Raw genomic sequence first — 23,591 nt, forward strand, 5'->3', positions numbered from 1 at the left:
AAGTCTCCCTCGATATTCGTCAGGCGTAGCGCCAATGCAGCAGCCGACGCTCGATGCGGCCGGCAAGCCCGAACAGGATGAGCACGAAGCCCATGATGATAACGATCAGCGCGATGGTCAGCGCCGCGTTATAGGTGCTTTGGGCGAACGACAACAGATAGCCGAGCCCCCGGCTCGATGCCACGAACTCGCCCACCACCGCGCCCGTGAAGGCGAAGCCGACGGCGACCTTGAGGTTGCCGAGGATCCACGCCGTCACCGAGGGAATGTAGACCTCACGCAATAGCGTCATCCGCCCGCCGCCCAAGGTGCGCACCCGTTCCACGAGGCGGACATCGACCTCGCGGATACCGCTGTAGACGGCAAAGAAGATGAGCACCGCCACCAGCACGAGGCTGACGGCGACCTTCGAGCCGAGCCCGATGCCGAACCAGATGATGAAGAGCGGCGCGAGGATCACCCGCGGGATGGCGTTGAGCAGGATCATCACCGGCTCGATGATGTCGGCGACCGGCCGCACCATGGCCGCTCCGAAGCCGAGGACCGCGCCCAGCAGGAGGCCGAAGCCGAGCCCCGCCAGAGCGGCCGACAAGGTTGCGGTGAGATGCGGCCAGATGCTGCCGTCGGCGAACAGCTCGTAGAGCGCCAACGCGATGGCGCTGGGCGGTGGAGCGTAAAAGGGATCGATCAGGCCGGCACGGCCAAGCCCCTCCCACAATATCAACAGGGCGGCCAAAGCGAGGGCCTGCCGGGCCCAGGTCTTGTCGAACAGCGCGCTCATCGGTTCGCCGTGGCCTCCTCGACCTCCACCGACAGGTCCTTCCAGATGCGCTGCAGGAGCGGTGCGAAAGTCGGATGGCCGCGCACGCCGATGAGATCGCGCGGGCGCGGAATCTCGACCGGATAGCGGTGGCTTATGCGGGCGCGCGGTCCTTGGGAGAGAAGATTGACCACATCGGAGAGCGCCTGCGCCTCTTCGAGATCGTGGGTGACGAGCAGCACGGCGATCCCCTCGCGCTCGACCCAGTCGAGCAGGTCCTGGGTGACGCGGTGGCGAACGATGGCGTCGAGCGAGGCGAAGGGCTCGTCCATCAGAAGGAGGCGCGGCTTGAGCGCCAGCACCTGGGCGAGCGCCACGCGCTTGCGCTGGCCGCCGGACAGTTGACGCGGGTAGCGCAATTCGAAACCCTTGAGCCCGAGCCGCGCCATCCACTCGCCCGCCTCCTGGCGCGCCCCGCCGACGGGCTTGCCGTGCAGGCGCAGGCCGAGCGCAACGTTGTCGCGCGCCGTGCGCCAGGGCAGAAGCGCATCGTCCTGGAACAGGAAACCCATCTCAGTCGCCGGAATGCCCAGATCGACCTTGCCGGAAAGCGGCGCATGGAGACCGCTGATGGCCCTCAGGATCGTGCTCTTTCCGGAGCCGGACGGCCCGACGAGGCTAACGACTTCGCCCTCTCTCACTTCGAGCGACACGCCCTCGATGACCGGCTCGTCATCGCCATAGCGCATGGCGAGATCGTGCACGGACACGACCGGCCGCGCATCTGTGCCGCCGGCCTGCGGGCGCACGCGCACCTCTGTGCCGTCGTCGAAGGCCTCATGGGCCACGGCGAGGCTGCCCTTGATCATCTTGTTCACGCTGGAACGACCTCCTGGTCGAGCAACTGGTCGAGGTCGACATCCGTCTTGAGCGAGCCGCCGCTGCGCAGCGCGTTGATCACCCGCTCGCAGGACGCCCGATCGATGCTGACATCCGTCGGATACAGCGAGCCCCGGTAGCGCGCAATGATCTCGTCGAACCGCTCGCCGTCTCCGCCGACGAGAAGTTCCGACGGCAAGGACTCGCGCAGACGCTCGATCGGGGCCTCGCGCTGGTACCGCAGGCCGGCTTCGAGCGCGCGCGCCACCGCCTGCATCTGCTCCAGCCGCTCCTCGCGCTCGCCCGCCCGGTAGGCTACGCCCATGAATTCGTAAGGGCCGCCGAGATGCGCTTCGGCATCGTCGAGGTCCATGGCGTTGAAAAGGACCCGGCCTCCCTCCTCAACGAGCAACGACAGCGCCGGCTCCTGTACCATGCCGGCGTCGACCTGACCGCGTCGCAAGGCTTCGTAGAGGTTGGGGCCGAGCACCGCGAAGCTGACCGCACTGGAATCAACGCCCGCCTGTGCCAGCAGGAAGAGCGTCAGGGTGTGATCGGCATTGCCCAGCGCGGAGACACCGACCGTCCGGCCCTCGAGGCCGGTGAGCGACGTGATCGCGTCGACCTGGCCGGGCGCTACCGCCAGCGCGAAGAGCGGCAGCCTGCCGGTGGTCGCGAAGCGGCGGATATCGCCGCCATTGGCGAAAGCCTGCACCGCCACATCGAAGGAGGTCGCGGCGTAGTCGACCGCCCCGCCAACGAGCGCTTGCATGGCCGCGTTGCCGCCGCGCGTGTAGACCAGTTCGACCTCAAGGCCTTCGTCCTCGAAGAAGCCGTGAAAGCGGGTGACCTCATAGGGCGTGACGCAGAGAAGCTGGCTGCAGAAGGCGAGCGTCACCTGTTGCTGGGCCTTGGCGATATGCGGCCGCGCGACCGCTGCGGCGCCGGCAAGGCTGCCCGCCGCCTTCAGAAGCGTACGGCGATTGGGCTTGGGGTCCGGCTTGGGCCAGATGACATCCAGCCTGGTTTCGTTGCAGCAGGTCATGATCGCTGGCTCCGAAGCATGAGGAATTAGCAGGCCGGTAGAGACGCGCGAGCCTGGGAGACGATTATGCCATGCGGCGCCGGAAAATGCGCGCACGCGCGTCCTCGAAACGGCAGCCTGAATGGAATACGATTTCCCTGCAAGGTCACCGCGCAGCACTGCGGTCTCTCAAATGCCGCAGAGGGAGTTTCGGACCTCGCGCGCTTGCCGCCGATGCACCGCCGGCATATGCGAAGATGCCGACCTTGACCCCTCGGCATATTGCTGTTGCAATTGTATCTACGGCGGGCAGAGTTTGTGCACAATTGCCGGCAACGGCTTGCTGGCGGGAGGATGTCGAAATGCTGCGCGCCATCATGGCTGCGTATGTTTGTGCGGCCGTCTACGCCAGCGCCGGGCCGGCCCTAACACAAGGCATGCTCGGCGGTGTGGATCTCAGCTCTCCACAGATGACGCAGGCCGAGATGACGCGCGCCGAGGTGGAGGAAGTCCTCGCTGCGGCGACAGCCGATAAGCCCGCCGACCTCTCGGGGCGCCGCCTTGCCGGCCTCGACCTCTCAGGCCTCGACTTCACCGGGGCTAATATGCGCGTCGCCGTGCTCAACAATGCGAGCCTTGTCAACGCGCGTCTTGCGAACGCAACGCTCGATCAAACGTGGCTGCTCGACGCCGATCTCTCCGGCGCCGACCTTACCGGCGCCAGTCTGTTCGCCGCCCAGGCCGTCGGCGCCCGCTTCGACGGCGCTGACCTCACCGGCGCCCGCATTATCGGCGATCTGACACGCGCCAGCCTCAGGAACGCAAGGCTCGTGGATGCTCGGCTTGGCGCCGACATGCGCAACCAGTCCATGGGGCTTGGCCGCGCCGTTCTCAAGTCAGCTTCTCTCGACGGCGCCGACCTTACCGGCGCCGACCTTTCCCGCGCCGATCTGGAATTTTCGAGCCTGCGCGGGGCGAACCTCTCGGGGGTCGATTTTACCTCTGCGCTGCTCGGCGGTGCTAGTTTCGACGGCGCCACGATCGAAGGAGCGGTCTTCACCGGCGCCGATCTCACCTCGACACGACTGGCCGGTGCGATCGGCCAGGACAAGGCTATCGGCCTTGACCAAGCCCTCAACCTCGATCGCGCGATCCTGGAATAAGCCGCGTTGTGAACGTTTCGATGACGTGGCTGCAGCTTGTGATCCAATGCCTTCGTTTCCGGGAAGCGGCTGAACGACCGGTTGTGATGCGTCCACAATGAGCTTGCGATGCATGATCCTTCGGTCATAGTCATGTCATGGCCAAGACCGAGCTGCGAGAATACCGGAGCAAACGCGACTTCTCGAAAACTTCCGAGCCGGTCGGAGGCGTCGGCGGGGGTGAGGACAATCGTTTCGTGGTTCATAAGCACTGGGCGACGGCCGACCATTATGATCTGCGGCTCCAGGTCGGCGATATACTCAAATGCTGGGCCGTTCCAAAGGGGCCTTCGCTTGATCCGGCAGAAAAGCGGCTGGCAGTCGAGACCGAGGATCATCCTCTCGAATATTTAGACTTCGAGGGCGTCATCCCGGAAGGCGAGTATGGCGGCGGCTCAATGATCGTCTGGGACAGCGGCGTCTGGGCACCCATGGACGACGTCGAGGAGAGTCTGGCCTCCGGTTCGTTCAAGTTCCGCCTGGCCGGTGAAAAGCTGAATGGCGGCTGGATGCTGGCGCGCCTAAAGCCCAAGCCCGGCGAGCAGAAGCGGAATTGGCTTCTCTTCAAGGAAAAAGACCTCGCAGCGGACAATACCGTCGATATCCTCGCCGCACGGCCCGAAAGTGTCAAAAGCGGCCGACTGATCGAGGAGCTGATCGAGAAGCGGAAGCATTCGGGCCCGCTGAAACCCGGCACGCTCGCTGGAGCGGTGAAGGCGCCTCTCCCCGACCGTATCGAATCTCAGCTTGCCACCCCCTCCGACAATCCTCCGACGGGGGACGACTGGCTGCACGAGATCAAGTTCGACGGCTACCGTACGATGGTGCATATATCGGACGGCAAAGTGCGGCTGACGACCCGTGGCGGGTTGGACTGGACGAAGCGCTACCGTGATCTTGCCGCCACATTCACGTCGCTTCCTTGCCGCCAAGCTATCATCGACGGCGAGGTTGTCGTCCTTGATGAGAACGGCATCAGCCGCTTTGCGCTGCTGCAGGATGCGCTCGCCGAGGGGCTTGGCCACAAACTACTCTTCTACGCATTCGACCTCGTGTATCTCGACGGCTGGGATCTCACCAATGTCTCCCTCCAACACCGCAAGGAACTGCTGGCGGGCCTGCTTTCCGCTCACGTGACGGGGCGCTCCGCCATTCAGCTCAGCGACCATATCATCGGCGGAGGGAGGGCGTTCTACGATCAGGCATGCGAGATGGGGCTGGAGGGGATCGTTTCAAAACGCGCCTCGGCTCCCTATCATCAGGGCCGCTCGAAGACGTGGACGAAGATCAAGGCCTTGCAGGTGGGCGACTTCGTCATCGCCGGTTACACGGTTTCCGAGGCTGCAGAGGGAATAGCCGCGCTGGCGCTTGGCGAGTGGGAGGATGGCGAACTTTCCTATCGCGGCAAAGTCGGCACCGGCTTCGACGCCGAGACGCTCGGCCGGCTTCGCGAGCGGTTGGAGCCACTCAGACCAGGCGCAGTGAAGCTTGAAGGCACACCCAAGGATGTCATCTGGGTCCGCCCGGTTCTCTCCGCCCATATCCACTACGCCAACCGCACCACCGACAACATGCTTCGCCATGCCGTATTCAAGGGTCTGCGCGAAGCTGAACTATCCGGCAACACGTCCCCGGTCGAGCGGAAGCGGCTGATTTCCGATGCCGATCTCGCCTCCATATGGGTGACCAACCCGACACGACGCCTGTTCGGAAAATCGGGGCCGACCAAGCTCGACATCGCCGTCTACTATGCGCTGGTCGGCGACTTCATGCTGCCGCATGTCATGGGCCGCCCAGTGTCGCTGATGCGCTGCCCGACGGGCAAGCCGCAGGACTGCTTCTTCCAACGCCACGCATTCGCCGGCATGCCCGCATCCGTCGCAACTTTCCCCGCGGTCAATTCCGAGGGGGAGACGAAGACTTATCTCGCTGTGGAAGACGCAAAGGCCTATCTGGCGCTCGCTCAATTCGGCGTTGTCGAGTTCCACATATGGGGTGCGATGCGCAGGAAGCTCGAGAAGCCGGATCGGATCGTCTTTGACCTCGACCCCGGCGAAGGGATCAGTTGGCGGGAGGTCGTTGAGGCGGCGGTTCACATCCGTGCCGAGCTCGAAAGTCTCGGGCTTTTCCCATTCGTCAAGACGTCGGGCGGCAAGGGCATCCATGTGGTGGTGCCGATCAAGCCGAAGCTCGCTTGGAAACTGGTCCATCAACGAACGAGCGATATCGCTTCCAAGATCGCAGCAACCGCGCCCGGAACCTTCACGACAACCATGGGGAAAGAGAACAGGAAACGCCGGATCTTCATCGATTTCCACCGCAACGCGCGCGGCGCCACGGCTGCCGCACCCTATTCCCTGCGCGCTAGAACCAACCTGCCGGCATCGACGCCGCTGAGCTGGGCCGACGTGGAATCCATCGACGCTCCGGAAGATTTGAATTATTCTTCTCTTCCGGGCTTGTTAACGACTTCCGGCGATCCTTGGGCCGGAATCTCGGATTTTGCTCGGGACCTACCTGCCCTGCAGGCGGCAAGGAAGTAGTTGCGTAGGAGATTGTCATGGCGCCAAGAGCCAGTTGGAAGGGTTACCTGAAGCTGAGTCTGGTGAGCTGCCCCGTACGGCTCTACCCAGCCACGAGTTCGAGGGACCGCATCAGCTTCAATCAGCTCCACAAGGACACGCACAATCGGATCAACATGAAGCCGGTCGATCCCGAACTGGGGCTGGTCGAGCGGTCCGACCTCGTGAAGGGTTACGAGTACGAGGACAAGCAGTACATCATCATTGAAGACTCGGATCTGGAAAGTGTGCGTATCGAGTCCAACCATACGATGAACATCGAGGCCTTCGTCGACGAGGATTCGGTGGACATCATCTATCAGGACTCGCCCTATTATCTCGCTCCCGACGGTGCGATGGCCGAAGAAACGTTTGTCGTGCTCCGCGAGGCGCTGCGAAAATCCGGGAAGCTGGCAATCGCCCGGCTGGTGCTTTCGAGCCGCGAGCGCGTGATCACGATTTCCCCGCGCGAAACAGGTATGTTCGTCTGCACGTTGAGGAACCCGAACGAGGTGCGCGGGACGGCGGAGTATTTCGGCAACATTCCGGTGGGCAACCCGGATCCGGAAATGCTGGAGCTTGCTGAAAGGTTGATCGAGCAGAAGACGACGGAGTTCGATCCCGCCGACTACGAGGACCGCTATGAAATCGCCTTGATGAAAATGATCAAGGAGAAGCTCAAGGGGCACAAACCTATTGTCGCCGCCGCGCCCGAGCGTGGCAATGTCATCAATCTCATGGATGCGCTTAAGGCCAGCCTTTCGCAGCCGAAGCCTCCGGCTAGGAGCAAGACCAAGTCCGGACCGGCGGCAAAGCCGGCGGCCAAGGCAGCGGCAGGCGGTGAGAAGCCGGCTTCCAAGCGCACCAATCGGAAGAAGGCGTGACCTCGGTAGCGGGAAAAACGTTCGGTATTGTCGGCGCCCTGGCGGCCTTTCCCAGGCGACTGGCAGCACGGGAGGTGGAAAGGCAGCAGGGGCATCTCCGAAGCGGCGTAACCCGCAAGACCTCGCACGTCGTCTTCGGCCGGAAGCTTCTGACACGCGACAGCGAGGCGGAGATCGAGGCGCGTTTCGATGCCCAATGTGGTGCCGGCCGTTATCCGGTCAGCGAAAATGGCTTCCTCCGGCTCCTGGGGCTTTTGCAGGCGCCCGCAGCCTCGTCCATTAGCCGGCTGGAATTGCTCGAGCAGTCGAAGCTTGCTGAACGCCAATTTGCACTCTTGTCTCTCTTCGATGCCTTTGAACATAACTGCGAGCCCTACTCGTTCCGCGATCTGATCCTGGCGAAGAAATATGCAAGTCTGATCGCAGGCGGGGCCGGCTGGAGTGCCATCGTCAAATCCGTACATCGATCGTCAAATCCCGTGACGACGCTCACCTCTCTGTCGCTCGAGGCGGAAGGGCGGGATGCGATCTACGCCCGCATGGGCGAACGGCTGAGTGAGCTTGACGGTCAGCTGCTGCTGCCGATGGACCGGGCAGGCGATGTAGAGCTGGAAGAACTTTTCGAGCAGGCGGAGGAGGCGGAGGCAGGGGAGCGGTATAACCAGGCCGCGGCGCTTTACGAGCGGTGTCTGTCCCTTGATCCGGGCGACGCGGTTGCCGCTTTCAATCGCGCAAACAGCCTGCGAGCGATCGGCCGATCAAATGAAGCGCGCCGCGGATATCTCCTTGCTCTGAAGCTCGATCCCGAGTTCGTCGAGGCCTGGTTCAATCTTGCTAGCCTCTTGAAAGAAACGGGGCATCCGGATTCGGCACGCAAATATTTGCAAAAGGCGATCGTTCTCGACGACGGTTATGCGGATGCCATCTACAATCTGGCGGCCCTGGAGTTCGAGGCCGATAATCTTGCTGATGCACGCAGGTGGTGGACCCGCTATCTCGAACTGGACAAGAACTCCGAGTGGGCGCGCAATGCCACCAAGGGCGTCCACTTCGTCGACCTTCATTTCGCCACAAGGAATGCGGGCTGAATGAGCGGACGGTTCCTCTTCGATGGTCCTCAGGATGCCCGCACGACGATCCTGCTCGCCCACGGCGCCGGTGCGCCGATGGACTCCGAGTCCATGACGGCTGCCGCAAAAGCGCTGGGCGACGCCGGATTTCGCGTCGCCCGCTTCGAATTCGGCTACATGGCGGGCCGCCGGACATCGGCCGGGCGGAAGCCTCCGCCTCGAGCAGAAACTCTAAAGGACGAGTATCGAGCCGCAGTCGCCGAGGTCGGCGCGAATGCTCCACTGATCATTGGCGGCAAGTCGATGGGTGGCCGCGTCGCCAGCATGGTGGCAGACGATCTTTTTGCCGAGAACAGGACCGCCGGCCTGCTCTGCCTCGGCTATCCTTTCCATCCACCTCAAAAGCCGACGCAACTCAGGACGAAGCATCTGTCTGGCCTGAAAACACCGGCGCTGATCTGCCAGGGCACGCGCGATGCGTTCGGCACCCGCGAGGAAGTCGCCGGCTACGCGCTATCCGATCGTATCGAGATCCTCTGGCTCGAGGATGGAGATCACGATCTGAAACCCCGGAAGTCGATATCGGGCTACTCTGCTGCCGATCACCTGAAGACGATGGCGGGAGCGGTGAGTTCATGGGCCGAAAAGGTCACGCGTTAACGGCCGCAAACGCATGAAGATCGCGACCTTCAACATTAACGGCATCAACCGGCGTTTGAATAATCTGCTCGCGTGGCTCCACGAGGCAGAGCCGGACGTGGTCTGCCTGCAGGAACTGAAGGCGACCGATGCGCAGTTTCCGCGTGCAGCCCTTGAAAAAGCCGGTTACAGCGCCGTCTGGCAGGGGCAGTCCACCTGGAACGGCGTTGCGATTCTTGCCCGCGATGCCGAGCCGGTGCTTACGCGAGCGGATCTGCCGGGCGCCTCCGACGACGGCCAGGCACGCTATATCGAGGCTGCGGTGAACGGTATCCTGATTGCCTCGCTCTACGCGCCCAACGGAAACCCGCAGCCGGGACCGAAGTTCGACTACAAGCTTGCCTGGCTTGAACGGCTGATCGTTCACGCGGCCGAACTCCTTTCAGCAGGCGTTCCGGTCGTTCTTGCCGGCGACTACAACGTTGTCCCGGAGCCACACGACATCTATCCCACCCGTTCCTACGACAACAACGCCCTCGTCCAACCGCAGAGCCGGGAGGCCTACCGGAGACTGCTTGCCCAGGGATGGGTTGACGCGATCCGCCAGATTCATCCGGCCGAGACCGTCTATACTTTCTGGGACTACCGACGGAACCGATGGCAGAGAAATGCCGGCCTGCGCCTCGACCATCTACTGCTCAGCCCGGCGTTGGCGCACCGCCTGTCTGATGCAGGTGTCGACAGGGAAATCCGAGGCCATCGGGATACCAGCGATCATGCCCCTGTCTGGATCGATCTGAAAGGATGATCATATCTTGCTTGCCCATCTTTTGAGAGCCGCATCCGCCGCGGCGAGCGAGTGGCGACTGGTGGCATAGCACTCACGACGTTGGAAAATCGTACTTACGGGCGATGGCCCAGATTGTCTTGTTTATCCCGGCAAGCGAGGAGATGCTCTTCTTTATCTTCTCGACCTCCAATTCATCGAGGCTCTCGACCTTGCCGTATTTGATGTCGTCTTTGCCTTCGAAAATGCGCATCAGCTGCGTGATACCACGCCCGCTCTCGGGATCGAAGGAATAGATACAGTGGTTGAACTTGTTGCGAAGGCTTGCTTCCTTCGATAACTGCCGAGTGACTTCAAGGATTTCCGACCTACACGCCGCTGGCGTCTTCCGCATCTTTGCAAGACGCTCGACGAGATCGATCCTGGCGCGTGGTGTGTTCAGCGTCAGGAAAATTATGATCGCCGTTTCCTTGTCCACGCCGGCAAGCCCCGCGATCAGGTAAATCAGCAGGCTTTCCGTGTTGGTCCACGTGTAGTTCAGTTGCCCTACGAGAAGCAGGATATCCTGGAGCTTGGGCATCGATGGCCGGCCTTCGATCTTCCCCGTTTTTCAATCGCGACAGGGTAGAATGTAGACTTGGCAATTGACAGCCGGAATAGTCCGAACGGGCTAACCTCCGGCCAGACCCAAGGCCTTATGGGCAACACCTTCCAGACGAGGGGCCCCACCGATTTTGATTAGATGGGCCTACCCGATGGCCGACATCTACTTCACTTGCGGGCTCCCCACCCACCAGCTTAGGCCGAACTGGTGTCTTCTGTCGGTTCATTACCGGCCACACACTGCCTCTCGTAGGCCGGGAAGCGGAAGCAGTCCGCCATCTCCCGGCGACAAGAACGGGAGGAACTGCATCACCGAAACTGAGCGAAGAAGGAAATGGCGTTCGTCCGCGTCGATGCGCGTCCGGCCGCCAAACGAAGCTTGTGAAATTCAACGCCCGCGCAGCGAAAGCCCTAAGGAGATGAATAGCGGTTAAGCTGTCGCGGCCTCGAAAGAGAGGACACGATCATGGGTACCTGGAACAACCTTTTCGGTTGGTTTGATCCTGACCAGGAACAGGAACAGAATCAAGGTCAGGGACAAGGCCAAGGACAGGGACAAGGTCAGGGTCAGGGTCAGGGTCAGGGACAGGAACAAACACAGGAAAGCACGTCCCTGAACCTCAATGGGAACGGCAACCTGAATGGCAACGGCAACCTCAACGGTAATGGCAACTTCAACGGCAACGCAAACGCCAATGCCAACCTGAACAAGAGTGTCAATATCAACAAGAACGAGACCGATGTGGACGTGGATGTAGACGTTGGCATCGATCTGCACGGTTACAAGCCCTCAGATGACGACTTCGCCGACATCGACATGAAGGGCTTCAACACTATCGAGGGCATGTTCAACACCAACTTCGAGGATGTTCTCGAAGAATCCCTCAACGGCGCCGGGAATGACGTTGGCAACGTCATCAACCAAGCCGCCAATATCTCTGATGACGACACGCTGTACAACGCCGAGGTCAAGAACGACGACCAGTTCTGGCAAGAGATCGATTCTCACGGCGGCTTCGCTAAGGCGGACGACGGGATCGATGCCGGTGGCGGTGGCGGTTCTGGCGGTTCCAACGCCGACGCAAACGGTGGTGACGGTGGCCATGGCGGCTTTGCCATCGGCGGCAAAGGCGACGGCGGCAAAGGCGATGGCGGTCTAGCCGTCAGCATAGCGGCCGGCGGCGAAGGCGACGGCGGCGATGCCGAAGGCGGCAAGGGTGAAGGCGGCAAGGCCGACACTGGCAAGGCCGACGGCGGCAAGGGCGAAGGCGGTAATGGCGGCAACGGCGCGACAGGCGTCGGTGTTGGCCTCGGCCTTGGCCTAGGCCTCGGTGTTGGTGCCGCGTTCGCCGGTGACGGCGACGAAGGTGGCGACAGCGAAGGCGGCGACGCCGGCGACGGTGGTGACAGCGACGAAGCCAATGGCGGCGACGCTGAGGAAACCGGTGACGGTGGCGATGCCGAAGGTGGAGACGCTGTGGATGCGTTCTTCGCCGGCGTTCCCATCCTCAACTTCGGTGGCGATGCCGGCAACGCCGGCAACAGCGGCAATAGCCAAGGCGGCAACGGCGGCACCAGCGAAGGCGGTAACGGCGGCAACGGCGGCAACGCTGACGATGCCGGCGACGGCGGTGCTGGCGGCAATGCTCTCGGTGCCGGTTTTGGCGGCGGCGTTGGTGCCGGAGCTGGCTTGGGCGTGGGCGGTGATGGCGGCAACGGCGGCAACGGTGCCGGCGGCGACGCCACGAGCGGCTGGGCCATCGGCGGCGACGGCGACGGCGGCAACGCTTATGCCGGCGGCGGCGACGGCGGTCATGCTCTGAGCGGCGCCTGGGCCAATGGCGACGGCGGTGACGGCTTCGGCGGCTGGGCGTTCGCCGACGGCGGCGGCGCCGGTGGCAATGGCGGTTTCGCGACCAACGGCAACGGCGGTAACGGCGGCGCAGGTGGAACGTGGGGCTCCAATAATGGCGATGACGGCTACGTCAACGGTCATAGCACCGCGACGGCAGACTCCATCGTCAACACCAGCGCCTTCAACCAGGAGATCGTGATGGGTGCAAACCTGCAGCAGAACGCGATCGACATGACCGTTGTGGGCGGCGACCTCAACAGCAGCGTTGCTGGCGAGGACTTCGACGACGCCACTGCCTAAAGGCGCCCCCGGTTCGCCTCCGAGCGAAACCAAACAACAAGGACTGCGCGGTTCTCCGCGCAGTCCACCCTAACCAAGTACGACCGGCCACGCGGCCAGCCGACCTCGTCAGGAGCGGTGTGTCATGCACATGGACAGGATTACGGAAGCCATCGCACACTTTATCGGCCTGTTCGAGATTACGGTCGAAGAAGCGCGGCTTCGGGACGCATATGACGAGTTTCGTGCCAAAAAGACTGACGATCCCGAGCTTGCAGACTTGAACGCGGCCGCGATACCGTTCGCCGCTCCCTTCCGGTTCGTCGGTTTTGAGCCCGATCTCGCCTATCGCGCTCCTGCGCCCGAATGGGTCGTCGTGCACCCGTGGAGCTATATCAACTTTGTTCCCCCCGATGTCGAGCTGCCGGGAGCATACGAGATAGCCACTCCGATCTCCTTCTCCCTACCCATCATAAGCTACGCTTCCCACAGGATCATCCTCCCGGAGGTGGAGACGCTGGGGTCCTTCGCCAACTACATCAAACAGGACATCAGCCTGTCGGACAACGACTACTTCGGCGTCGGCGGGCATGGCCTGTTCTTCAACCCGGTCCCTGCCAGCAACTTTCAAATCGCGGCATTGACCGGTGCGGCGACGAACCTGATGCCCATCCTCGAACTTGAGATGCCCGGCTCTTCCGCGGAAGCCGCGGCCTTCGTGACTGCTGCTTCGGAGCTTTTGGACGAGCTTCCCGAGGATCCCGAGGGCGACGCGTCTGTGAAGAAGTCCCCGACCATCGAAGGGACGTTCGAAAACGGCGAAGAAGTCGACGAAGCCTCCAAGCTCGAGGATTACCACATGTTCGACAAAGAGCCTGAAGAGGCTCCTTCCGGGAATGTCCAGCTTACGGAAAACGGCCTCGTCATCGAGCAGTCGGTCGACGTGGAGACCGGTGGCAACACCCTGCTCAACAATGCCGTTCTGCAGAACTACTGGACCTCGTCGCCGGTAACGGCAGTTGTCGGCGAGCACATCGAGATAAACGCCATCTTCCAAGTCAACGCCTGGTGCGATAACGACTATATCTCCTCTGCGGTAGGCGGATGGATACGTGACACTGCCGCGACGCAGGCTTTCAATATCGCAAAGTTCGAGCGCTTCGATTCCTTTGACGATGACACGCCAAATGGAGCGATGAGCTTCCCCAAACATTGGGTGATCAAGGAAATCGACGGCGATCTCATGATGATGAACTGGCTTGAGCAGTTCATCTTCATGATGGACAACGACGTCGGCATTCTCTCCTCTTCGGGCGTTACCACTCGCGTCTATTCCGGTGACAACAAGGCCTTCAACGATATCTCGATCGAGGAGCTCGGCTTCGGCTACGATCTCATCATCATCGGCGGAAACGTCTTCGATGCGAACATCATTCAACAGCTGAACATTTTGAGTGATAACGACTTTGTCGGGGCCGTTGACGGTTTCCAGACCACGGGTAACGGCTCCATTTCAACGTCGGGAAATCTGCTCTGGAATCAAGCCAGCATCTACAACGTGGGCGCAGCAGACCGGTTCGAAACACTGCCGGCCCACTATCTTGAAGCGGCGAACGATCTTGCCGCCGGCAACGATTACCTGAACAATGAATTGCTATCGGATTCCGCCTTTGCCGGATACGGCCCTCTGCGTGTGCTTTACGTCAAGGGCGACCTCCTCAACCTTCAGTACATCAAGCAGACGAATATTCTGGGCGACAACGACCAACTCGCCTTGGCGATGCATGCGAAGGATGCCTATCCGGATGCTGCATGGTCTGTCTCGACCGGCGGAAATGCGCTTCTGAACAACGCTGCTATCCAGGATCTGGATTCGGTCGGGAAAACCTATGTCGGCGGCGGCCACTACTCAAACGAGGTTCTCGTACATGCGGATATCATATCCACTGAACCGGATTTCGGCGGCCAGGACCCGAACGTGCTGGTCAACGAAGCCGTTGCGTTTCTCGACGACGACATGATGGACACCGGCGAGCAGCCGCAGGGCAACTTTGGCCAGTACGATGCGGACTATCTGCAGTCGGACGGCCTGAGCACAATGATCGGATAACGGATTTCCTGGGCGGTATCAGTGGGGGACGAACGCGACATATCACCAGGCTTGCCCGGCAAAATGCCAGGGTGGGCCGTTCCGCAACCAGAGGCTGCTATGCGGCAATTTAGGGCAGGTGAAAGTCTTTCACATCCACCGCGCCGGGAGGAGGCGAAGATCGAGCGAGGGATATCAGAGATTGATCGTTTGGTGCAGGAAATCTTCGAGGAGGCGGCGTTGAAAAGAGCCAGCGACCTAGCAGAACGCGAAGCCGCACGGCCGATATCCGCCGTGAAGCCGCCCGCAAATGACGGCTCGGGGAACGCCCGGCAGGATCCCGCTGAGCGGTATCAGCCCGACGATGCCCGAAATGGTGACGAGCATCGACCTCAAGAGGTTCGGCGAGAGTCCCTACGGCAGGAGATGGCCGACAGGCGAGAAGACGCCGAGGAACCCCGCCCACGGGAGAACGGCTCAGCGTCAGCAGAGACGCGGCATATACAGGAACTACCGAAGCCGGCCATGAAAGATGGCGACCGCCCCGAAGGCATTGTCACCATCGAGGGCGACCGCGCCCCGATCAAAGTGCGCGAGCGTCCGGCCGACCAGCCAGCCGATCCCGGCAGTGGTAAAGGACCGAAGGGACCGGGTGGCGGTGATGGCGTTTTTCACAAGCGGCTCGGGCCTGTGGACTTTGCTGCCAGCCTCAAGGCTGGTTTGACCGCGGTCCGACAGAATCTCCTGGTCGTCATGGTTTTCACGGTGGCGAGCAATGCCCTGGTGCTGGCGATCCCGATCTATCTTTTCCAGATTTCGGATCGCATCCTGACGAGCCGATCGATCGACACGCTCGTGATGCTGACAATCGTCATCGTGGGGGCGGTCGTTCTGCAGGCGGTATTCGACGCGATACGGCGCTTCATTCTCATGCGGACGGCCGTCGAATTCGCTGCACAATTGGGTTCGCCTATCCTCAGTGCGGCAGCACGGGCTTCGCTGCATGGAAACGGCCGTGAGTATCAGACACTCGGCGATCTACAGCAGGTCCGCTCATTCCTCGTCTCACGCACGCTACTTTCCTTCCTCGATGCGCCGATCGCCCCGCTGTTTGTGCTCGCGGTGTTCCTGATCCATCCGCATCTCGGTTCGATCGTCGTGGTGACGGCCCTTCTGCTGCTTGTCTTTACACTCATCAACCAGCGCGCCACCGCGGGGCCGTTCGGGGAGGCGAACACCGCGCAGGTCAAAGCCAACCTCCACCTGGAATCCATGTCGCGCAATTCGCAGATTATCAATGCGCTGGCGATGATACCGGAAGCCGTGCAGATCTGGGGCAAGGACACGGCCGGATCCTTGAAATCACAGGTCGTCGCGCAGGATCGCAACATCGTCTTTGCCGCCCTGTCGAAGGGCTCGCGGCTCCTCACACAGGTCGCCATGCTCGGGTGGGGCGCCTATCTGGCGATCGAAGGTGAGATCACCGGCGGCATGGTGATCGCCGCTTCCATCATCGCGGGCCGCGCGCTGGCGCCAATCGAAGGCGCCATCGAGGGATGGAACCAGTACAGCCAGTCCCGCTCGGCGTTCGAACGCATATCGACACTGCTGAAGTCATCGCCGCTCAATTTCGAGCGTCTGAATCTGCCGCGGCCGGAAGGGCGCCTGGATGTGGAAAGGCTGCTCTACGTACCACAGGGAACCAAAAGGGTCGTTCTCAACGGCATTTCCTTCGCACTGGCGCCGGGGGACTCTTTGGCCGTCATCGGAAATTCCGGCGCCGGCAAGACGACGCTCGGCAAGATGCTTGTCGGCTCCATCCTTCCGACGTCGGGCAGCGTCAGGCTCGATCTCATGGATTTGCGCAACTGGGATCAGCGGCAGTTCGGCGAGAATATCGGCTACCTGCCGCAGGATGTTCAGCTCTTTCCCGGCACGATCAAGGCCAACATCGCGCGCATGCGCGACGATGCGACAGATGCGCAGATCTACCAGGCGGCGAAGCTCGCGGATGTCCACGAGATGATCGCGACGTTGCCGCACGGCTATGAAACGGTCGTTGCCGCCGACGGAGCGCCGCTCTCCGGCGGCCAAAAGCAGCGCATCGCCCTCGCCCGGGCCTTCTTCGGTAATCCGCGCATGGTCGTGCTCGATGAGCCCAACTCCAACTTGGACAGCGCCGGGGAGGCAGCGCTGGTACGCGCGCTCGAGCACGCCAAGGAAAATAGGATCACCATGATCACGATCACGCAGCGGCCGGCACTGCTTAACAATGTCGACAAGATCCTGCTTCTGGTGAACGGCACCGTTGCTCTGTTCGGTGTGCGCAAAGACGTTCTGCAAGCGCTTTCGGCGCGCGGGGTGAGCATAGAGAACGGTTCCTTCGGGCACCAGATAAGCTGAAGGCGATCGCAAAATGTCCGACATTGCGAAAGTTCATGACATCGAATGGTACTCCGACGTCCCTCGGTCGATCCGGAAGCAGACGACCGTAGGCCTCGCACTCCTTGCCCTGACATTCGGGGGGTTCGGAGGCTGGGCGGTTACAGCTCCGCTTGCGGCGGCAGTCATCACGCAGGGCAGTTTCGTCGCCACTGGACAAAACAAGGTCATCCAGCATTTCGAGGGAGGGATCATCAAGGAAATCCTGGTCAACGAAGGCGATCGGGTCGAGCTCGATCAGCCACTGGTACGCCTCGACGAGACGGCTGCGCTGGCCAGGGAACGGGAGCTGTTCTTGCGACGCATCAGGCTTGAGGCCATCGCCGCGCGGCTTACTTCCCAGTTCGCCGGATCCGATGAGCTGGTGTTTCCATCCCTCGTTGCGGACAATCAGGGCGATGTCGATATCGCTCCAATGCTGGAAGGGCAGCGGCTCAACTTTGAAGCCTGGAAATCCAAGCGTAACAGCGAGATAGCTTTGCTCGAGCGAAATATCGAGGCGTTGCGGTATCGCGCTGAAGGTTACGAAAAGCAGCGCGATGCGATGGTCCTCCAGTTGAAGCTTCTGCGGGAAGAGGCGGAAGGGAAGGAGATCCTTTTGAAGAAGGGCCTGATGCGCAAGACAGAGATAAAGGCTATCCAGCGGGCGATCGCCGAAGCGAACGGCCAGATCGGCCGCCTGACGGCGGAAGTCTCCGAGACCCACTCACAGATCAGCAAACAAGAGCAGGAAATCATCCAGACCGAGAGTACCTATCGGGAAGCCGCGCTCGATGAGCTGGAGGGCATCCAGGGGGAACTCGACTCCATTCGAGAGCAGTCTCGGGCAGCGGAAAACATTCTGCAGCGGGCGACGATCAACGCGCCAGTTGCCGGAACCGTGGTGCGGTTGAACTATCACACTCCAGGCGGCGTGATCGAGAGTGGTAAAGGCATACTGGAAATCCTGCCAGCGGGAGCACCGCTCATCATCGAAGCACAGATACCGCGAACCGAGATCGACAGCGTGAGACGCGGGCAGAAGGCGACTGTGCGACTGACTGCGCTCAACCAGCGCACCACTCCCGTTCTGAATGGCGAAGTCTTTTACGTTTCTGCCGACGCGCTGCCGGGAGAGAAGGCAGCGCAGGATCAGGAAGTCTACCTCGCACGCGTCCGCCTGCCTCCGAGCGAGATGGCAAGGGTCAGAGGTTTCTCTCCGACTCCAGGAATGCCGGCCGAAATCCTTATTCAAACAGCCGAGCGTACATTCTTCAGCTATATCACTAGGCCGATCGCCGACAGCATGTCGCGTGCATTCTCGGAGCGCTGACGACGAACGTTTTGTCGGCGCACTGCCGCCGAAGTGACTGATCTACCTCGCCACCGGGTCAGGAAAGGGGTGGCTTCCGCGCGCAGATGGCGTAGCGGTACTGCATCGCGCGCTCCAGCGCCTTGAGGAAGCCCATCCGCCGTGCCTGCGCGCGATGGATAGCGTCGAGCCGCGGGTCGATCACCGGTGCCTCGAAACCCGCCTCGTCGAGAAGTCTACTTACGTCTTCCGCTCTGACACCTTGGGAGAAGTAGACGCGGGAAAGGATGCTGCGATGCCTGGCCTGCAACCCTGAATCACTGTCGCTCGCAGGCTTTCCGAGGCGGAGCTTTTCAATTGCCTTGCGAAGACGGCTCGCCCAGTTTTCCGTGACGAAATCGCCGTCGATGATCAGCAGGTGCCCGCCGGGCTTCAAGAGCGAGAACCATTCGGCGAAGGCCGCCTGCGGGTCGACCAGCGTCCAGACAAGATGGCGGGTGACGATGACATCGTAGCTCTCCTTTTCTTCGAGCGTCCGTTCCGCGTCGCCCAGCAGAAAGCGAATGCCGCTTCCCCTTTCCACCGCCTTCGCGCGCGCCCTAGCGAGCATAGGCTCCGACCAATCAAGTCCGATGACGGCGAAGCCCAGGTCGTGCATGAGGTGTGAGATGACACCCGTGCCGCAGGCAAGGTCGAGCGCCCGCCGCCCCTCCCCCGGTCCCAGATGTTTTAGGAGCAGCCTGTGCCAGGCCGCACGCTCCTCTCCCGAAAAGATCTCATGCCCCACCGAGAGATCAAAAGTCTCGGCGCGCACCGACCAATAGTCGCGTATCTCCTCGCGCAACGAATAGTTGCCCTGCCCCGTCATTCCCTCTCCCACTGTCTCATCATTTTGGAATCGCTCTAAAAGATATTTCTTGAGAAAAGAAGTCGTATTTTATAAGCCACCCACACAATCAACTTTCAAGCGAGAGCGCCATGGATTTCCGCAACGTCGCAGCAGGTACAGCGGCTGCCGTTTTCGTCGTCTTATCGCCCATGCTCGATGCGAGCGCCGAAGCGGTAGTGGTGACCGACGTCACCGGGCGTGAGGTCGAGGTCAACGTGCCTGTCGAACGGGTGATCCTGGGCGAAGGCCGGCAGATCTATCTGGTGGCGGCGCTCGACACGGAGGAAGCATTCAAGCGGATCGTAGGCTGGCGTGACGACTTCAAGAGCGCCGATCCCGACAACTACGCCCTTTATCTCGAAAAATTCCCGCAGATGGCGGATTTGCCCACCTTCGGCGGCTTCAAGGACGGCACCTTCGATGTGGAGCAGGCGGTCTCGTTGAAGCCCGACGCCGTCGTCATGAACATCGAGTCGAAGCAGGCGACCGAGGACGCGAAATACATCGAGAAGCTTGCCGCCGCCGGCGTTCCGCTCGTCTATGTGGACTTCCGCGAGCACCCCTTTGCCAATACGGAGCCTAGCATGCGCCTGTTCGGCAAGCTTTTCGGCAAGGAGGAGCGGGCGGAAGACTTCATCGCCTGGCGCGCTTCCGAGATCGCACGCGTCACCGATGTAATCGAGAAGGCAAACCCGGAACGCCCGACCGTCTTCATTGAGCGTGCAGGCGGCTATTCGGAAGACTGCTGCATGAGCTTCGGCAGCGACAATTTCGGCAAGTTTGTCGAGATGGCGGGCGGCGAGAACATCGCCAAGGACATCATCCCCGGCACCTTCGGCACGGTGAACCCCGAGCAGATCATCGCCTCCGATCCCGATCAGTTCATCACCACCGGCGGCTGGTGGGAGGCCTACGTGCCGGGTGGCGCCTGGGTCGGCGTCGGCCCCGGCCAGGACGAGGCCGAGGCGCTGCGCAAGCTCAAGGGGCTAACCGAGCGTCCGGCCTTCACCGGTGTCAAGGCCGTGAAGAACGACCAGGTGCACGCCATCTGGCACCAGTTCTACAACAGCCCCTATCAGTTTGTGGCCATCCAGCAGATGGCGAAGTGGCTGCATCCCGAGCTCTTCGCCGATCTCGACCCTGAGGCGACCTTCGAAGAGCTGCACGAGAGGTTCCTGCCCGTCGCCTACAAGCCCGGCCACTGGGTTTCGCTCGCCGATGGCGAGTGATCGGGCAGCCGCCACCGCGCTCGATACCGACGGGGGGCGCGGGCATTACCGCGCCCTCGTCTGGCGGCGGCAACTGATTCTCGCGGGCCTCGGCGCGGCCCTTCTCTTCAGTCTCTGCGTCGACCTGGCCCTGGGGCCCGCCCGCTATGGCCTTGGCGAGGTGGTGCAGGGGCTGTTCGCACCCGATACCGTCTCACAGCAGGTGCGCGTGGTCCTGTGGGAGATCCGCATGCCCGTGGCGCTGATGGCCGTCGTGGTCGGCGCGGCGTTGAGCGTCGCGGGCGCGCAGATGCAGACCATCCTCAACAACCCGCTCGCAAGTCCCTTCACGCTGGGCATTTCCGCCGCCGCCAGCTTCGGCGCGGCCTTGGCGCTTGCCTTCGGCGTGGTGCTCATCCCCGCGGCCATCGAATATGTGGTGCCGATCAACGCCTTCGTGATGGCGATGCTCGCCGCCCTCCTCATCCACATGCTGAGTGTCAAGCGCGGCGTGACGGTCGAGACCATCGTGCTGCTCGGCATCGCGCTGGTCTTCACCTTCAACGCGCTCCTTTCCCTAGTCCAGTTCCTCTCGTCTGCCGAAGCGCTTGCGGCCGTCGTCTTCTGGACCATGGGCAGCCTGACCAAGGCCACCTGGCCCAAGCTCGGCCTCACAACGCTGGTGCTCCTGGCCGTCCTGCCCGTCTTCGCGCGGCGCGCCTGGGCGCTGACGGCGCTGCGGCTGGGCGAGGACAAGGCGGCGAGCTTCGGCATCAAGGTCTCGCGCCTCAGGCTGGAGACGCTTATGATGGTCAGCCTGCTTGCCGCCATTCCCGTCGCCTTCGTCGGCACGATCGGCTTCATCGGGCTCGTCGGCCCGCACATCGCGCGCATGATCATCGGCGAAGACCAGCGCTTCTTCCTGCCGGCTTCCGCGCTTTCGGGCGCGCTGATCCTGTCGGCCAGTTCCGTGGTCAGCAAGCTGCTCATTCCCGGCACGATCTTCCCGATCGGCATCGTCACATCGCTGATCGGAATCCCGTTCTTCATCTCCCTCATCCTGTCCAGTGCGAGGCGCTCATGGTGACGATCCAGCTCGAAACGCTCGGCGCGCGCTACGGTAGGAGGCTCCTGCTCGAAGACGTGACGACGCCGGCGTTCAAGGGCGGCGACATGGTGGCCGTGATCGGCCCGAACGCCGCCGGCAAGTCCACACTCTTCAAGCGTGTGGCCGGCCTTCTGTGGGGGCCGGGCAAGGTGCATGTCGAGGGCGCGCTTCGAGGGCGGAACGGCATCTGCTACATGCCACAGGACACCTCTGCCAACGCGGTGCTTACCGTCTATGAGTCCGTGCTGCTCGCCCGCAAGCAGGGGGCGGGCTGGTCCGTCGGCGACGACGATCTCGCCTGCATCGATGAGACGATGGAAGCGCTCGGCATTTCCGACATCGCTTTCCGGAACATCGGCGAGCTTTCCGGCGGCCAGCGGCAGCTCGCGAGCCTCGCTCAGACACTGGTGCGCGAGCCGGAGATCCTGCTGATGGACGAGCCGACCTCCGCCCTCGATCTTTCCCGTCAGGTGGAGGTGCTTGGCCTCATGCAGGGCCTTGCCCGCGCGCGCGGCATGATCGTGCTGGTCGCGCTGCACGACCTCAACCACGCCCTGCGCTTCTGCGACCAGACGATGGTGGTTGCAAACGGCCGGCTCATCGCCTGCGGGCCCTCCTCCGACATCGTCACGCCGGCGCTGCTGCGCGAGGTCTATCACGTCGATGCACGCATCGAGCCCTGCTCGCGCGGGATCGGACACGTCATCGTCGACGGGGTGGCGGCCGAGCGCCGGACATTCGCCCCGCCCACCGCCAAAACCAGTATTCGCAATCCGGATCGGGAGAACAGGAAATGTGGAGAAATGGCCGCCCAGGCATCGTGAAGGCCGCCACAGCGGCGCTGGTTGCGGCCGCCGGGCTCGCGCTGAATGTCTCCGGCGCCCTGGCTGAGATCGTGACCGTGACCGACGTGGCGGGCCGAAAGGTCGAGGTGAATGCACCCGTCGAGCGTGTCATCCTTGGCGAAGGGCGGCAGCTCTATATCGTGGCGGCCCTAGACCGGGAGGACCCGGCCGGGCGCATCGCCGGTTGGCGCAACGACCTCATCCAAGCCGACCCTAAAACATACGAAGCCTATCTGGCGAAGTTTCCGAAGCTGGCCGAAATCCCTACGTTCGCCGGCTATGAGGAAAGTCTGATCGACATCGAGACCGCGATCGCGCAGAAGCCCGATGTCGTGTTCCTGAACGTCGAGACCATGCAGGCGACCGCCGACGCACAGTATATCGAGAAGCTGGACGCGCTCGGCATTCCCGTCGTTTATGTCGATTTCCGCTACAAGCCGATGGAGAACACCGAGCCGACAATCCGGCTCTTCGGCAAACTCTTCGGGCAGGAAGAGCGCGCGGAGGCGCTGATCACCTTCCGCGAGGAACAGATCAGGCGAGTCACCGACGTGATCACCTCAGAGAACCCGGAACGTCCGGCTGTCTTCATCGACCGAGCCGGCGGCTATTACGAGGATTGCTGCCACACCTTCGGCAACGAGAATTTCGGCCGCTTCGTCGAGCTTTCCGGCGGCAGCAATATCGCGAAGGACCTGGTCCCGGGCACCTTCGGCCAGATCAATGCCGAGCAGGTCATCGCCGCCGACCCCGCCCACATCCTCGTCACCACCGCCGATTGGGAAGCTTATGTCCATGACGGCAACTGGGTGCCCGTGGGCCCGGGCGCGGACCAGGAAGACGTCAGGCGCAAGCTCTCATTCTATCCCACCCGCCCCGCCTATACGGGCATCGAAGCCCAGAAGACGATGGCGTTCCACGCCATGTGGCACCAGTTCTACAACAGCCCCTACCAGTTCGTGGCCGTCCAGCAATTGGCCAAGTGGTTCCATCCCGAGCTGTTTTCCGATCTCGACCCGGACGAGACCTTCCGGCAGCTACACGACGAGTTCCTGCAGATCGACTATCAGCCCGGCTATTGGGGATCACTGGCGGAGGTTGAATAGGTCCGGGATTCGTTTCGGTTGCCGTGAGGAGGGCGTCGCCATACGCATCTTCCTAGCGCCCTTTGGCTTT

18 protein-coding genes and 1 pseudogene are annotated in these 23,591 nt (G+C 62.0%); 14 read left to right on the top strand and 5 right to left on the bottom strand.

Going from position 1 to position 23,591, the window contains the following annotated elements; all coding sequences use genetic code 11:
- Positions 1 to 19: 19 nt before the first annotated feature.
- Genes GM910_RS07050 through GM910_RS07060 form a run of 3 tightly spaced genes read right to left on the bottom strand, consistent with a single transcriptional unit; the run spans position 20 to position 2,684 of the window.
- A complete protein-coding gene (locus GM910_RS07050; protein WP_159586813.1) occupies positions 20 to 781 on the bottom strand; it encodes an ABC transporter permease in 762 nt (253 codons plus the stop codon).
- A complete protein-coding gene (locus tag GM910_RS07055) occupies positions 778 to 1,629 on the bottom strand; it encodes an ABC transporter ATP-binding protein (RefSeq protein WP_201285424.1) in 852 nt (283 codons plus the stop codon). The genes GM910_RS07050 and GM910_RS07055 overlap by 4 nt, the downstream gene beginning before the upstream one ends.
- Before the next feature lie 5 nt (positions 1,630 to 1,634).
- On the bottom strand, positions 1,635 to 2,684 hold the full coding sequence (locus GM910_RS07060; protein ID WP_159586814.1) for an ABC transporter substrate-binding protein: 1,050 nt from the start codon (positions 2,682 to 2,684) through the stop codon (positions 1,635 to 1,637).
- A 341-nt stretch (positions 2,685 to 3,025) separates the two neighbouring features.
- Between GM910_RS07060 and GM910_RS07065 the strand changes: the two genes are divergently transcribed.
- The 6 genes from GM910_RS07065 (at position 3,026) to GM910_RS07090 (ending at position 9,827) form a co-directional block, all read left to right on the top strand.
- On the top strand, positions 3,026 to 3,826 hold the full coding sequence (locus tag GM910_RS07065; RefSeq protein ID WP_246225895.1) for a pentapeptide repeat-containing protein: 801 nt from the start codon (positions 3,026 to 3,028) through the stop codon (positions 3,824 to 3,826).
- Between the two features lie 137 nt (positions 3,827 to 3,963).
- On the top strand, positions 3,964 to 6,408 hold the full coding sequence (ligD, locus tag GM910_RS07070; RefSeq protein ID WP_159586815.1) for a DNA ligase D: 2,445 nt from the start codon (positions 3,964 to 3,966) through the stop codon (positions 6,406 to 6,408).
- Positions 6,409 to 6,425: 17 nt separating this feature from the next.
- On the top strand, positions 6,426 to 7,310 hold the full coding sequence (gene ku, locus GM910_RS07075) for a non-homologous end joining protein Ku (protein WP_159586816.1): 885 nt from the start codon (positions 6,426 to 6,428) through the stop codon (positions 7,308 to 7,310).
- Positions 7,307 to 8,398 (top strand): tetratricopeptide repeat protein, encoded by a 1,092-nt coding sequence (locus tag GM910_RS07080; protein WP_159586817.1) that lies wholly within the window; start codon positions 7,307 to 7,309, stop codon positions 8,396 to 8,398. Before ku ends, GM910_RS07080 begins: the two co-directional genes overlap by 4 nt.
- Positions 8,399 to 9,040 (top strand): alpha/beta hydrolase family protein, encoded by a 642-nt coding sequence (locus tag GM910_RS07085; RefSeq protein WP_159586818.1) that lies wholly within the window; start codon positions 8,399 to 8,401, stop codon positions 9,038 to 9,040. It begins immediately after the preceding gene.
- A 13-nt stretch (positions 9,041 to 9,053) separates the two neighbouring features.
- Entirely contained in the window at positions 9,054 to 9,827 is a 774-nt protein-coding gene (locus tag GM910_RS07090; RefSeq protein ID WP_159586819.1) for an exodeoxyribonuclease III, read from the top strand.
- 73 nt (positions 9,828 to 9,900) lie between these two features.
- On the opposite strand, the gene GM910_RS07095 is transcribed toward GM910_RS07090, so the two are convergent.
- Positions 9,901 to 10,386, bottom strand: coding sequence for a hypothetical protein (locus tag GM910_RS07095; RefSeq protein ID WP_159586820.1), 486 nt, complete (start codon positions 10,384 to 10,386; stop codon positions 9,901 to 9,903).
- 489 nt (positions 10,387 to 10,875) lie between these two features.
- Here GM910_RS07095 and GM910_RS07100 point away from each other — a divergent pair, with 489 nt between their 5' ends.
- From GM910_RS07100 to GM910_RS07115, 4 genes are all read left to right on the top strand, one after another.
- Entirely contained in the window at positions 10,876 to 12,564 is a 1,689-nt protein-coding gene (locus GM910_RS07100) for a hypothetical protein (protein ID WP_159586821.1), read from the top strand.
- A 124-nt stretch (positions 12,565 to 12,688) separates the two neighbouring features.
- Positions 12,689 to 14,653 carry a hypothetical protein gene (locus GM910_RS07105; protein ID WP_159586822.1) on the top strand — a complete coding sequence of 655 codons (1,965 nt, stop codon included), beginning with the start codon at positions 12,689 to 12,691 and terminating at the stop codon, positions 14,651 to 14,653.
- A 99-nt stretch (positions 14,654 to 14,752) separates the two neighbouring features.
- Positions 14,753 to 17,035 carry a type I secretion system permease/ATPase gene (locus GM910_RS07110; protein WP_246225904.1) on the top strand — a complete coding sequence of 761 codons (2,283 nt, stop codon included), beginning with the start codon at positions 14,753 to 14,755 and terminating at the stop codon, positions 17,033 to 17,035.
- Between the two features lie 13 nt (positions 17,036 to 17,048).
- Entirely contained in the window at positions 17,049 to 18,386 is a 1,338-nt protein-coding gene (locus GM910_RS07115) for an HlyD family type I secretion periplasmic adaptor subunit (protein ID WP_159586823.1), read from the top strand.
- A 58-nt stretch (positions 18,387 to 18,444) separates the two neighbouring features.
- Here GM910_RS07115 and GM910_RS07120 read toward each other — a convergent pair whose 3' ends face one another.
- Positions 18,445 to 19,233 (bottom strand): class I SAM-dependent methyltransferase, encoded by a 789-nt coding sequence (locus GM910_RS07120; protein ID WP_159586824.1) that lies wholly within the window; start codon positions 19,231 to 19,233, stop codon positions 18,445 to 18,447.
- A gap of 110 nt (positions 19,234 to 19,343) precedes the next feature.
- Here GM910_RS07120 and GM910_RS07125 point away from each other — a divergent pair, with 110 nt between their 5' ends.
- The 4 genes and pseudogenes from GM910_RS07125 (at position 19,344) to GM910_RS07140 (ending at position 23,521) form a co-directional block, all read left to right on the top strand.
- Positions 19,344 to 20,483, top strand: coding sequence for an ABC transporter substrate-binding protein (locus GM910_RS07125; RefSeq protein WP_159586825.1), 1,140 nt, complete (start codon positions 19,344 to 19,346; stop codon positions 20,481 to 20,483).
- The gene (locus tag GM910_RS07130; RefSeq protein WP_159586826.1) at positions 20,473 to 21,549 is read left to right on the top strand and encodes a FecCD family ABC transporter permease; all 1,077 of its coding nucleotides are present in this window, start codon (positions 20,473 to 20,475) and stop codon (positions 21,547 to 21,549) included. Before GM910_RS07125 ends, GM910_RS07130 begins: the two co-directional genes overlap by 11 nt.
- Positions 21,543 to 22,292: pseudogene (locus tag GM910_RS07135) on the top strand (ABC transporter ATP-binding protein); the annotation flags it as partial. The gene GM910_RS07130 and the pseudogene GM910_RS07135, both read left to right, overlap by 7 nt.
- Before the next feature lie 71 nt (positions 22,293 to 22,363).
- Positions 22,364 to 23,521: an ABC transporter substrate-binding protein gene (locus tag GM910_RS07140; protein WP_159586828.1), complete on the top strand. Its 1,158-nt coding sequence runs from the start codon at positions 22,364 to 22,366 to the stop codon at positions 23,519 to 23,521.
- Positions 23,522 to 23,591: the final 70 nt, after the last annotated feature.

It is taken from the genome of Chelativorans xinjiangensis, assembly GCF_009812055.1.
Taxonomy (GTDB): domain Bacteria; phylum Pseudomonadota; class Alphaproteobacteria; order Rhizobiales; family Rhizobiaceae; genus Chelativorans; species Chelativorans xinjiangense.